The following is a 12,861-nucleotide window of genomic DNA, read 5'->3' as shown; positions in this document are numbered from 1 at the left end:
TCGGGGGCGCGGCCATCAAGGCTTCAGCACCACCTTGACACAGCCGTCCTTCTTTTCGCGGAAGGTCTTGTACATCTCGGGCGCGCGGCCCAGGGGCACGGTGTGGGTGATCAGGAAGGTGGGATCGATCTCGCCTTCGTCGATGCGGCGCAGCAGGTCATCGGTCCAGCGCCGGACATGGGTCTGCCCCGCCCGCATGGTCAGTCCCTTGTTCATCAAGGCGCCCATCGGGACCATGTTCGACAGGCCGCCATAGACCCCCGGCACGGAGACGATGCCGCCGGCCTTGCAGGCCATGATCGCCTCGCGCAGCGCGATCGGGCGCTCGGTCTCCAGCTTCAGCGCCGTCTGCGCGCGGTCGATCATTTCGAGCACCGGGGTCGGCCCGTGCGCTTCGAGGCCGACGGCGTCGATGCACTTTTCCGGACCGTGGCCGCCCGTCATCTCCTTGAGGGTCGGCAGCACCTTGACCTGGCTCCGATCCAGGATCTCGGCCCCCAGGCCCGCCGCGAGGGCCAGCCGTTCGGGGACGTCGTCGATGGCGATCACCCGCTTGGCGCCCTGGACGATCGCCGACTGGATTGTGAACAGGCCCACCGGGCCGCAGCCCCAGACGGCGACCGTATCGGTGGGCTGGATGTCGGCGAAGGCCGCCGCCTGCCACCCCGTCGGCAGGATGTCGCTGAGGAACAGATACTTCTCGTCCGCCCCCGTTTGAGGGACCTTCACAAGCGTGGTGGCCGCGTACGGCACGCGCATGTATTCGGCCTGGCCGCCGGCATAGCCGCCGGTGATGTGCGAATAGCCGAAGAGCCCCGCCGTCGTGTCGCCGAAGAAGGCCTTGGCCAGGTCGGCGTTGCGGTTGGTCACCTGGCAGACCGAATAGTTGCCGGCCTGGCACTGCTCGCACTCGCCGCAGGTCATCTGGAACGGCACGACGACGCGATCGCCGACCTTCAGGCCCTTGGCCCTGGCCTCGGGACCGACCTCGACCACCTCGCCCATGGGCTCGTGGCCCATGACGTCGCCGACGCACATGGTGGGGACGAAGCCGTTCATCAGGTGCAGGTCCGACCCGCAGATGCAGGTGGAGGTGACGCGGATGATCGCGTCCTTGGGATCCTCGATGATCGGATCGGGCACTTCCTCGCAACGCAGGTCCTTCTTCCCCTGCCAGCAGATCGCCTTCATGGGACCTCTCCTATTCGCAATTGCGCTTGACGCCGGACATCCGCACGGCGGCGACGACGTCCAGGGCGGTGACGACCAGCACCACGCCCAACGCGAGGCGGGCGTTGCGATGCTGGGGATTGGTCCGGCGGGTCAGACCCCGCAGGACGGCGATGTCGAACATGTCGCCGACCACCCGCGCCCACAGGGCGCTGGACTTGGTCGGATCGGAAAACAGGGCCATGCCGGTGGCCATTTCCCGCGCCCCGAACAGCAGCTGGGTCGACTGGGGCGATCCCTTCAGGCCCAGGAAGCGGTTGACCCCCTTGGGCGCCAGCAGGCCCCACAGGCCCAGGCCGATGCCGTTCTGGCCCAGCATGAAAGACACCTGCGGGGTCACCGCCGGCTTGGCCCGCACCCGGTCCGTGGACAGGGTCATGGTCTTGCCGCCCGGCAACCGGAAGGTCTTGCGGGGCGAGACCGCTTGACGGGTCGTGGTCGTCTCGGACGTCGCCCGCGCACCCCAGCTTCTGGCTTCGGCCGGCCGGCTCCCATCCGCCTGATCGGGGCCTGAGCGCTTGCGGGGCCGGGACGCCGAGGCGGCGGGTTCGTCGAGCGACATGATCCATCTCCGGATTGAGTTCGGTGATGGTCAGAGATCGCGGGGCGCTAGGATGCGTTCGGACGGGCGCCATTTGTTGCTCGGGCCCGCCCTATGGCCAGGTGTCACAATCTGCTGTTAGCAAACCCTCACCATGACCTTGGCCTCTCACGAGCGGGCGATCTGGCTGGCGCGCAACGCCTTGCCGCACGAGCCGGCTCTGCGCGCCTGGCTGTCGCGGCGCCCGCTGGCCGGGCTGGAGGTCGATGACATCGTCCAGGAGACCTATGCGATCCTGGCCGCCCTCCCCGCCGTCGATCACATCGTCAATGCGCGCACCTACATGTTCGAGGTCGCCAAGTCGGTGGTGCTGCGCGCCCTGCGCCGCCGCCGCGTCGTCGCCTTCGAGGCGCTGGCCGAGATCGAGAGCCTGGATCCGCCCAGCGCCGAGGCCTCTCCCGAGACGGTGACGTCGGACCGCCAGGAGCTGTCACGCATCGCCGCCCTGATCGCCGGCCTGCCCGCCAAGTGCCGCGAGGCCTTCACCCTGCGCAAGGTGCACGGCCTCTCGCAGCGCGAGGTGGCGCGGCGGATGGGGATTTCGGAAAACACCGTCGAGAAGCACGTCGGAAAAGGCGTCGGCGTGCTGATGAACGCAATGGGACGTGGCGGAAACGGACGCTTCCAGGCATCTAGGAACCGTGACGCCGAGGACGAATTTGACACCGATCCGCGAAAGCAGCGCCGACATTGACAGGGCCGCGGCCGCCTGGGCCGCGCGCGTCGATCGGGGGCCGCTGTCGGACGAGGACCAGGCCGCCCTCGAGACCTGGGCGGCGCAGGACCCCCGGCGGGCCGGCGCCTACGCCAAGGCCCTGGCCGTCAGCGCCCATCTGGACCGCGCGCGCGGCCTGGGCGCCGACTTCTCGCCCTCCGCTCATCCCGCCGCCCGCGCCGCCGATCGGCGACGACTGCTGGCGACCGGTGGCCTGCTGGCCGCCGCCTCGGTGGTGGGCGCCGTCGGCTACGGCGCGCTCGGCCTGCGGGGCCGCGTGACCACCAGCAAGGGCGACATCCGCCGCGCACCGCTCAGCGACGGCTCGGCCGTCACCCTGAACACCGACACGGCCATCCGCGCGGCCTTCGACGGCAAGCTCCGGCGGGTGGACCTGCTGCGCGGCGAGGCGCTGTTCGACGTAGCCAAGGACCGCGCGCGCCCCTTCGTGGTGGTGGCGGGCGATGTGCGCGTGCGCGCGGTCGGCACCAGCTTCACCGTGCGCGCCCACGCCGACGGCCAGGTCGGGGTGGTCGTGCGCGAGGGCGTGGTCGAGGTCTGGCGCGGCGCGCGAGGCCAGCCGGTGCGGCTGACAGCCGAACACGTCTTGCAGGTCGCGGCCGCCGGCCCTCTGACGCCCGCCGCCGTCGGCTCGGCGGCGGTCGACCGGGCGCTGGCCTGGCGGCAGGGACAGATCGACCTCGACGGCCTGACCCTGGGCCAGGCGGCCGAGGAGTTCGCCCGCTATTCCGACCGTCGCATCGTCATCGCCGACCCGGCCGTGGCGCGGCTGAAGATGACCGGCCTCTTCTCGGCCAGCGACCCGGACGGCTTCGCCAAGGCCGCCGCGCTGAGCCTGGGCCTGAAGGCCACGCCCCAGGCCGATGGCGTGCGCCTGGACCGCGGCTGAACTTTTTTCCGGATCGGCATGGCGGGAGTTTCGAGCCGAAGGCTCAACCCCCTTGAGGCCGGCGCGGGACCGGCGGATTTCGGGGCGAAAGCGATGATCTGCAAGCAAACCCTGGCGAGCGGCGCGGCCGCCCTCGCCGTCCTGGCCTGCGCCATGCCGGCGGCGGCCCAGCAACGCACCTTCGACGTGCCGGCCCAGGGCGCGGCGGCCGCGATCTCGGCCTTCGCGCGGCAAGCCGGCCTGCAGGTGGTGGCGCCGGCCGATGGCCTGGAAGGCGTCCGCACCCAGGCGCTGAAGGGCGCGATGGACGCCCGCGCGGCCCTGCGCAAGCTGATCGACGGCACGGGCCTGGAGATCGTCTCCGACAGCAACGGCGTCATCGTCCTGCGGCGCGTGGCGACGCAGACCGCCAGCCTGGAGGCCGAGCCGACCGCCCTCGACACCATCATCGTCACCGCTCAGAAGCGCGAGGAGGCCGCCCAGCGCGTGCCGATCTCGCTGTCGGCCTTCTCGGGCCGCGCGGTCGAGACCTATCGGCTGGAAAGCCTGCGCGACATCTCGCGCCTGACGCCGGGCCTGCTGGTCTCGTCCTTCAGCCAGTCCAGCCCGACCATCGCCATCCGCGGCGCCACCAACACCTTCACCCAGATCGGCGCCAACAAGCCGGTCGCGGTGGTGATCGACGACCTCTTCATCCCGCGCAACAGCGCCGCCAGCTTCGAGCTCTATGGCCTGAACTCGGTGCAGGTGCTCAAGGGGCCGCAAGGCACCTTGTTCGGCCGCAACGTCACCGGCGGGGCCATCGTGCTGGACACCGGCAAGCCCGGCTTCGGCGATGCCGGCGGCTCGGTCCGCGTCGGGGCCGGCGACTACGCGCTCAAGCAGGTCGACGGCCGGGTCGACCTGCCGCTCGGCCAGAACGCCGCCTTTCGGCTGGCCGGCTCGCTCAAGCGGCACGACGGCTATGGCCGCGACCGCCTGACCGGCCGCCAGCAGGACGATCTCGACAGCCGCAACCTTCGCGCCCAGGCGCGTCTGCGGGCCAGCGACACGGTCGAGGTGCTGCTGGGCGCCGACTATGGCGAGGACCACAACGGCGGCCGCACGCTGTCGTCGAAGGGCGCGGGCTCGGACGGGAACCGCCGCACCTCCGAACTCGGCTATGTCCAGGACTTCGGCCGCAACCAGTGGGGCGCCTCGGCGCGGGTATACTGGACGGCGCCGGTCGGCCAGGTGACCTCGATCACCGGCTATCGCTGGTCGCAGTCGGGCGAGGACTATTCCGGCACCGGAACCAGCTACCTCTTCCTGACCGGCACCAACAGCCAGAGCGTCAACCGCGACGTCGACGATGTCGGCCTGTTCTCGCAGGAGATCCGCTGGGCCAGTCCCAAATGGTCGCGCGGCGACCTGGTGGTCGGCGCCTATTTCGCCGACGAGGACGCCAAGCGGCAGTTGCGCACGCGGGGCCTGGCCGCGATCACCGGCGCGACCGCGTCGGACGTCCTGACCGACCAGGCCGTGAAGACCCGGAGCTACGCGGCCTTCGTCGACGGCGCCCTGCACCTGCCGGCCCGCTTCGACCTGACGGTCGGCGCGCGCTACACCCACGACGAGAAGACCGCCTCGCTTCTGCGCACAGACTTCGTCCGGCCGGCGACCGGCAGCTTCGCCGCCCGCGACCTGAAGGCCGACTGGAGCCAGCTGACCCCGCGCGCGGTGCTGAGTTGGTCGCCGCGCGAAGAGCTCAAGGCCTATGCCAGCGTCACGCGCGGCTACACGGCCGGCGGCTTCAACACCGACGCGGCGACCCTGTCGGCCCTGACCCAGCCGTTCAATCCGGAGACGGTCACCAACTACGAACTGGGCGTCAAATCGCAGTGGCTGGCCGACACGCTGCGGATCAACGCCTCGGTGTTCCACATGGACTACAAGGACAAGCAGGAGCTGTTCTTCAACAACCTGACCCGGGTGCTGACCATCACCAACGCGGCCCGCGCGACGGTGAAGGGCGCGGAGCTCGAAGCGACCTGGCGGCCTGTGTCCTGGCTGAACCTCGCCGCCAGCTACGGCCGCCTGGACACCCGCTACGACAATTTCGTCATTCCGGGCGGCGCGGTGAACACCGGCAATCCGCTCGGCTCGTCGCCGCGCGACAAGGCCTCGGCGGCGGCCGACGCGCGGATCCCGCTGGACGGGGCGGGCTATGTCATCGGCGCGATCAGCTGGGCCTATCTGGGCAGCTACTACACCGGCGCGACCAAGGATCCGAACCTGCATATCGACGGCTACGCCCTGACCAACCTCTCGCTGGGCTATGAGAGCCAGGACGGCCGCTGGAAGCTGACCGCCTGGGCCAAGAACCTGGGGAACGTCGACTATCTGCTGACCTCGTCGACCCAGGGCGTGCTGGCCGAATATCTGGGCGAGCCGCGCACCTATGGCCTGATGCTGTCGGCGCGGTTCTGAGCCGATGGCGGCGGCGACCACCCGGCGCGGCCTGCTGCTGGGCGCCCTGGCCCTGGGCGCGGCCGGGCCGGCTCCGGATGAGGCGGACGTCGCCGGCCGGCCGCTGCGCCCCTGGCGGCGCGGCGGCCTCGACATCCACCACATCGCCACGGGCAAGGGCGACTCGACGCTGATCATCGGGCCGGACGGGTCCAGCCTGATGATCGACGCGGGCGCATCGGAGACTCCGACGCCGGCCAGCCTGGACCCCCGTCCCAGCGGCGCGCGCCGCCCCGGCGAGTGGATCGGCCGCTACGCCCGGCGCCATCTCGCCGCCACGGGCGCGGCCAAGCTGGACGCTCTTCTGGTCACTCACCTTCACCCGGACCACGTCGACGGCCTGGCCGACGTCGCCGCCGCCTTGCCGATCGGCCTGTGGGTGGACCGCGCCTATCCCGACTACGCCTATCCGCAACCCTCGACCGCGCCGTTCGCGCGAAACTACGTGGCGATGGTCCGCGCCCGCGTTCAGGCCGGCGGCAGGGTCGAGCGCTTCAGGGTCGGCGCCGCCGACCAGTTCGTCTTCCCCGGCGTCGAGATCCGCAACCTCGCCGCCAATGGCGAGGTCTGGACCGGTCATGGAAGCCGGACCCGGCGCCTGTTCCCGCCGGTCGCGCGGCTCGCGGCCGCCGACATCCCGGACGAGAACGCTTGCTCGGCCGCGATCCGGCTGCGCTACGGCGCCTTCGGCTATTTCGCGGCCGGCGACCTGACCAGCGACAGCCTCGACGGCGCCCTGCCCTGGCGCGACGCCGAGACGCCGGCCGCCAAGGCCGCCGGGCCGGTCGATGTCGCCGTGGCCGCGCACCACGGCATGTTCGACGCGACCGGGGCCGACGTGGTCAGAGCGCTGCGGCCGCGCGCCTGGATCATCCCCGCCTGGCACGCCGCCCACCCCAGTCCCGACGCCCTGGAACGGATGCTGAGCCCGCGTCTCTATCCAGGCGAGCGCGCGGTGTTCGCCACCGGTCTCTCCCCCGCCAACGAACTGGCCCACAAGTGGCTGACCGATCGCCTTACCGCGCGCGAGGGCCATGTGATCGTCCGCGTCGCGCCCGGCGGGACCGGCTACCGCGTGGTCGTCACCGACAATCGCGACGAGGACGACCGCGTCCTGTCGACCTGGGGTCCCCGGGATGCTTCGGGGCGCTGATCGCCCGCCAAAGGCGGCGCTGGCGACGCGCCTGTTTTCGAGAATGGACAACGTCACAGTCGGAACCGACGACGGCCTGAGACCTTCCGTCTTCAATACATTTTCCTGAAAATGGATAGAAGGCGGAGACATAACATATGTTTATGCACAACAAGCGGCTGCAATATACTGTGCGCGTGTCGGAACCGAACCCGGTTCTCGCGAGCCTGCTTCTGGAACAGTTTGGCGGACCGGACGGCGAACTGGCCGCGGCCATGCGCTATTTCACGCAAGGTCTTGGCGAGGATGATCCTGGCCGCAAGGATATGCTTCTCGATATCGCGACCGAGGAGCTCAGCCACCTCGAGGTCATCGGCAGCATTGTCGCCATGCTCAACAAGGGCGCCAAGGGTCAGCTGGCCGAGGCGGCCATGTCCGAGGCCGAGCTTTATATCTCGCTGACCCAGGGCGGCGACAGCCACACCCAGGCGATCCTGTACGGCGGCGGCCCGGCCCTGACCAATTCCTCGGGCGTGCCGTGGACGGCCGCCTATGTCGATAGCCGGGGCGAGCCCACCTGCGACCTGCGCTCCAACATCGCCGCCGAAAGCCGGGCCAAGATCGTCTATGAGCGGCTGATCAACATCACCGACGACCCCGGCATCAAGGACGCGCTCGGCTTTCTGATGACGCGCGAGATCGCTCACCAGAAGTCCTTCGAAAAGGCGCTGTACGCGATCGACGACCACTTCCCGCCGGGCAAGCTGCCGGGCAAGCCCGAGTTCACGGATGTCTATTACGACATGTCGCAGGGCGACGGCGACGCCCAGGGCTCCTGGAACTCCGGCGAGAACTGGCAGGTCGTGAGCGACCGTGACGCCCAGGCCGCGGTCGATGGCGGCGATGGCCTGGCCACCGTCGAGGTGGCGGCCGAGGACGCCCAGATCCTGGAGGCCATGGCCGCCCGGACCCAGTCCGACCCGACCGCCGACCCGACCACGGGGGCCGAGCTCGGCGCCCTGTCCGCCGCGTCCCAGGACCAAGCCTAGAGCGTGCTAGCCGAAACTGTGAGCGGTTTCGGCGGCTAGCACGCTCTAAATGTTAGAAAGCGAGCCTGTTTATCTGTTTCGAATGACTCCATTCGAAACAGACAGGCTCTAGGGGCTCACGCCGATGAACCGCACCCTGATGAAGACCTGCACCTATGGTGTGATGCACCTGACGGTGGCGGTCACGGTGGCCTTCGTCCTCACCCACGACTGGCGCATCGCGCTGGCCGTGGGGGTGGTCGAACCGCTGGTGCAGACCTTGGCCTTCGTCGTGCATGAGCGCTGCTGGTCAAAAGCCGGCGACATCAAGGTCGCCCCCCTGTGCGGACACGCCCACGGCCCGGAACCGGCGTCATAGGCGGCCTTGGGCTCACGCCATGTCGGGCAGGACCTTGGCTCTGGTCATCGCCCGAGCCTGGGCGGGCGTGAGCCATCGGCCACGCGGAAACGGGCCCGCGCCCGGTCCGCTGGGACGATACTGCCAGAACCGAGCCTCCTCGGGCTGAAGCATCGTGCGCGGATTGCCGTCCTTGCCGGTGTACCACATCTCCGTCCAGCCGGCCGGGGCGATGTGGTCGTCCATCCAGCAGTCGAGGAACGCGCTCATGCCGACATATTTCGGATCCCCGTAGCGGCCGTCGACGAACTGGCTGGAGGGCCGCCACGGACGGCCCAGATAGACCGAGCCCTTGCGCACGCCCGTCTCCTTGGTCAGACGACAGTTCCGGAAAACAAAGCCGAAGGGCCGGTCGATCGGCGTGCTGGGCGCGACGATATAGCCGTCGACGGGGTCCGCCGGCCGGGGCCGCGATCGAATTTCGCAGCGCTCGAAATAGGCCCGGCCCGCGCCGAAGATGAAGTCGTAGCTGCCGGTGATCAGGCAGCGCTCGAAGAGGCTGGAGCCGGCGTCCGGAAACAGCGTGTCCTGATAGCCCAGCAGGTCGACCCCGCTGAACCGGGCGCGGTCCGAGCCCTTGTCCAGCATCAGCGCCACCGCCTGCGGCCCCGCGCCATCATGCGAATGCAGTCCGCCGACCTTTGTCATCTCGGCCAGGCCGTCGAAGGCGTTCTGGATGGTCAGGTCGCGGGCGGCGAAATCCGGCGCGCGGACGAACAGGGTCGGGGTGCGGAACGTGCCCCAGCGCTTGCCGTCCGGCGCGGTCAGGCCCGAGGCGGCCAGGTGGCTGATCACCGAGCCCTCCCGGTCCTCGCCGATCAGATGGACGAACGGCTTGTCGACAACGACCTGCTCGTCCCACAGGCCCCGCGTGACCAGGATCCGGAACGGCCGCCGGCCCGCGCTCGGCGCGGCGGCGATCGCCGCCGAGAGCCGGTCGAAGGCCGGCGCGTCGACGGGCGCGCGTCCCGGACCGCGCCAGAGCACCGCGTCGTAGCGCGGCGCCGCCAGGGCGTAGGACGGCGCCAGCGCGGCCGCGCCGGCCAGCACGTCGCGGCGGGAGGGAACGGTCAGCGACATGACGCCTCTCTTCGAAAAGGGGGTGGGCGCCGGCCGGGAGGACAGCCGACGCCCTGGAGTCCTCGGGAGGAGGATTCTCGTATGGGCCCGACCCTAGAACGCGTACCGCAGGCCGAAATTGAACTGCCGGCCGGTGTGCGAATAGACGTAGACGCTGTCACGCACGCTGTCGGTGTACTGGTTGTTGAACGCGTCGGTCAGGTTCAGCCCTTCGAAGGTCAGCTTCAGACGCTTGTTGATCGCGTAGGAGGCCGAGGCGTCGACGGTGGTGATCGAACGCACGCCGTCGATGTCGTTGGTGCTGGTGCCGCTGGGCACGGCGGTCAGGTACTTGTCGCGATAGGCCGCCGACACGCGGGCGCTGAACTTCTCGTCTTCGTAGTAGAGCGTCGCGTTGAAGGCGTTCTTCGACAGGCCGACGAGATCGTTCTGCACGAAGCCGGTCGGCGAGCGGGCCGAGATGTAGTCGATCTTGGAGTCGACCAGGGTCACGTTGAAGATCGCGCCGGTGTGCCGCAGGACGCCCGGCAGGAAGCTGAACGGCTGCTGGTAGCTGACCTCGACGCCCTTCAGCGGGCCGCCCTTGGTGTTGACCGGCTGGCTGAACAGGAAGGTGTCGCCGGCCGAGACGCCCAGGCCGTCGAGCAGGCTGACCGGCAGGCCCGAGGCGTTGAACGGCTGCGAGATCCGCGAGGTCTGAATATAGCTGTCGATCTTCTTGTAGAAGAGGCCGACCGACAGCAGGGCGTCCTTGGCGAAGTACCACTCGGCCGACAGGTCGTAGGTCGTCGCGCGGATCGGCTTCAGATAGGGGTTGCCCGAGCTGACGCTGAACACCCCCACCGTCGACAGGCTGCCGCCGGGGGTCAGGCTTCCGAGGTTCGGACGGGTCATCACCTTGGCGGCGCCGAACCGCAGCAGGAAGTCGGGCGTGACCTCGGCCGTGAGGTTCAGGGCCGGCAGGATGTCGTCATAGTCGCGCTTGACGGTGGTCTGCTGCGCCGCGCCCGCCACCAGCTGATAGCCCGTCGAGCTCTGCTTGGTCTTGACGTAGCGGACGCCGATGTCGCCCCGGATCGGCCAGGCGAAATTGTCGGTGCGGAAGTCCAGCTGGGCGTAGGCGGCGCTGTCGTTCTCCTCGACGCTGCGGATGTTGCCGCGGGCGTTGGAGTTCGTCGCCCCCGAAAGCTCGAACAGGCCCGTGCCGCTGTAGATGTTGAACAGCTTGGCGAAGGCGTCGAGGTCCGGCGCGGTCCAGCTGGTCGGCACGCCCTTGGCGCCCAGGTTGTGGCCAAAGCCGGAGACCAGGGTCGTCAGGCTGGCCAGGGTCACGCCGGCCGGCAGGGTCGGCACCACGGACTCGTTGACGCGCGCCAGGGCGTGGGAGTCGAAGTTGTAGGTCTTGAAGTTGACCCCGACCTTCAGGTGCAGGTTGTCGTTCAGGCGATAGTCGCCGTCCAGCTGGGCCGTGCCGATCTTGTTGACCACGCCCTGCGGACGCAACCGGATCTCGGACCGGGCCGCGCCGAAGTTGTAGGCCAGCGGATCATTGACGTCGAAGCCGAAGTTCATCGACGGCAGGTTCGGATTGACGCGGTAGTCGTACGAGAAGCCGTCCGAGTTCTCGCGGTTCAGGATCACCGTGGTCTGGACGGGGTTGTCGAAGTCCGACTTCGAGAAGCCGACCAGGCCGCTCACCTTCAGCCGGTCGCCGAACTCGTGCTCGGCGGTGAAGGTGGCCTGGCTGTACTTGGTGTCGAGGCGATCGAAGCGGGTCTCGCTCTCGATATCGACGTCGTCGAACAGGCCGTAGACCATGTCGCCCTTGGCGTTGACGACGCCGTCGCGGGCGATGATCTCCGGACGGCCGCCTTGCGAGGCGTTGCGGGCGAACGACAGCGCTTCCAGCCAGTTCTCGCGGCGAGTGGCCTTGAAGTCCGAATACAGCACGTCGAGCCCGATCAGGGTCTTGTCGTCCGGCCGCATCTGGAACGAGCCGGTGATCCCCAGGCGCTCCTGGTTATGGGTCAGGCGGCCGTAGCGCGGGAAGCGCGGGGTGAACACCGAGGCCGAGCTGGCCTGGGCGAAGGGCGAGGCCTTGTTGAAGCCGCCGACCTCCGTACCGTTCAGCCAGCCGCCCGAGCCGTGGCCCTCTTCCAGCAGCTCACGCTTGGTGTAGGCCAGCGAGACCAGCGCGCCGAGCTTGCCGTCGAACCAGGTGTCCGAGGCCAGGACCGCCAGGCGCGGGTCCCAGGACTTGGAGAGGTCGTTATAGCCTTCCTGGGCCGACACCACGAGGGTCGCGCCCTTGTAGTCGAACGGCCGGCCGGTCTGCAGGTCGACCGTCGCGCCCAGCGAGCCTTCCTCGGTCTGGGCCGAGGCGGTCTTGCGCACGGTGATGCTGTTGAAGAGCTCCGAGGCGAAGACGTTGAAGTCGAAGGCGCGGTTGCGGTTGGCGCCGCCGGAGCTGTCGGTGCCGCTGGTGGTGCTCTGCCCCTCGACGCCGTTGATGCGGACGCGGGTGAACTGGGGCCCCAGGCCCCGGACCGTGATCTGGCGGCCCTCGCCGGCGTCGCGGGCGATCGACACGCCCGGCACGCGCTGGATCGACTCGGCGAGGTTGGCGTCCGGGAAGTCGGCGATGTCCTCGGCCTTGATGACGTCGACCACGCCGCTGGCCCGGCGCTTCAGGTTCATGGCGCTCTGCAGGCTGGCGCGATAGCCGGTGACGACGACAGCCTCGACCTGGGCGGCGGCCTCGGGCTCCTGCGCGGCGGCGGGCGTGGCGGCCTGGGCGGCGATCAGCGGCATCGGCGCGGTCGAGGCCAGCTGCAGCGAGGCGGCCTGGCCCAGCACCGCGGTGCGGCCATTGTTGGAGACGACGGTCAGGTCGGCGCCGCGCAGCAGGCGCGCCAGGCCTTCCTCGACGGTATAGGCGCCGCGCACGGCGTTGACGCGCTTGCCTTGAACGGCGCCCTGCGGCGCCAGGATCTGCAACTCGGCCTGCTTGCCGAACTGGGGAATGCCCGTCGCGGCGGGCTGCTCGGCCACGTCGAAGGTGCGCACTTGCGCGTGCGCGCCGGCCGCGACCAGCAGGGTCGTGGCTCCAGCGGCCAGCATCAGGCAGGATTTGGTGGTGTGATTACGCAGTGACATCCGGACACGCCCTCCCTTGGGATTCGTTCAAACGGCGCTTCTCGGAGCGCCTGTCTGAACCGATGCGGCGGAAACCGGTTTCC

The 12,861-nt window shown here is 69.4% G+C and carries 10 protein-coding genes; 6 read left to right on the top strand and 4 right to left on the bottom strand.

Translation table 11 applies throughout. The features are described 5' to 3' along the window. Positions 1-15: 15 nt before the first annotated feature. Both Q0V34_RS08080 and Q0V34_RS08075 read right to left on the bottom strand, forming a co-directional pair. A complete protein-coding gene (locus tag Q0V34_RS08080; protein ID WP_297510348.1) occupies positions 16-1,191 on the bottom strand; it encodes a zinc-dependent alcohol dehydrogenase in 1,176 nt (391 codons plus the stop codon). A gap of 10 nt (positions 1,192-1,201) precedes the next feature. Continuing rightward, positions 1,202-1,792, bottom strand: a complete 591-nt coding sequence (locus Q0V34_RS08075) for a hypothetical protein (protein WP_297510345.1) — start codon at positions 1,790-1,792, stop codon at positions 1,202-1,204. 133 nt (positions 1,793-1,925) lie between these two features. Between Q0V34_RS08075 and Q0V34_RS08070 the strand changes: the two genes are divergently transcribed. From Q0V34_RS08070 to Q0V34_RS08045, 6 genes are all read left to right on the top strand, one after another. Next, positions 1,926-2,525: an RNA polymerase sigma factor gene (locus Q0V34_RS08070; RefSeq protein WP_297510342.1), complete on the top strand. Its 600-nt coding sequence runs from the start codon at positions 1,926-1,928 to the stop codon at positions 2,523-2,525. Further along, entirely contained in the window at positions 2,491-3,456 is a 966-nt protein-coding gene (locus tag Q0V34_RS08065) for a FecR family protein (protein WP_297510340.1), read from the top strand. Before Q0V34_RS08070 ends, Q0V34_RS08065 begins: the two co-directional genes overlap by 35 nt. 93 nt (positions 3,457-3,549) lie before the next feature. Continuing rightward, positions 3,550-5,925: a TonB-dependent receptor gene (locus tag Q0V34_RS08060; RefSeq protein ID WP_297510336.1), complete on the top strand. Its 2,376-nt coding sequence runs from the start codon at positions 3,550-3,552 to the stop codon at positions 5,923-5,925. Between the two features lie 4 nt (positions 5,926-5,929). After that, entirely contained in the window at positions 5,930-7,117 is a 1,188-nt protein-coding gene (locus Q0V34_RS08055; protein ID WP_297510333.1) for an MBL fold metallo-hydrolase, read from the top strand. Positions 7,118-7,254: 137 nt separating this feature from the next. Beyond that, entirely contained in the window at positions 7,255-8,145 is an 891-nt protein-coding gene (locus Q0V34_RS08050; protein WP_297510330.1) for a manganese catalase family protein, read from the top strand. 124 nt (positions 8,146-8,269) lie between these two features. Continuing rightward, on the top strand, positions 8,270-8,503 hold the full coding sequence (locus tag Q0V34_RS08045; RefSeq protein WP_297510327.1) for a DUF2061 domain-containing protein: 234 nt from the start codon (positions 8,270-8,272) through the stop codon (positions 8,501-8,503). 12 nt (positions 8,504-8,515) lie between these two features. On the opposite strand, the gene Q0V34_RS08040 is transcribed toward Q0V34_RS08045, so the two are convergent. Both Q0V34_RS08040 and Q0V34_RS08035 read right to left on the bottom strand, forming a co-directional pair. Then, entirely contained in the window at positions 8,516-9,622 is a 1,107-nt protein-coding gene (locus tag Q0V34_RS08040) for a pectinesterase family protein (RefSeq protein WP_297510325.1), read from the bottom strand. Between the two features lie 93 nt (positions 9,623-9,715). Further along, a complete protein-coding gene (locus Q0V34_RS08035) occupies positions 9,716-12,778 on the bottom strand; it encodes a TonB-dependent receptor (RefSeq protein WP_297510321.1) in 3,063 nt (1,020 codons plus the stop codon). Between the last annotated feature and the right edge of the window lie 83 nt (positions 12,779-12,861).

Origin of the sequence: uncultured Caulobacter sp. (genome assembly GCF_947036865.1) — a bacterium.
In the GTDB taxonomy this organism is placed as follows: Bacteria; Pseudomonadota; Alphaproteobacteria; order Caulobacterales; family Caulobacteraceae; genus Caulobacter.
Note: the sequence above shows the minus strand (reverse complement) of the source record. Positions and strands in the feature narration are given on the sequence as shown.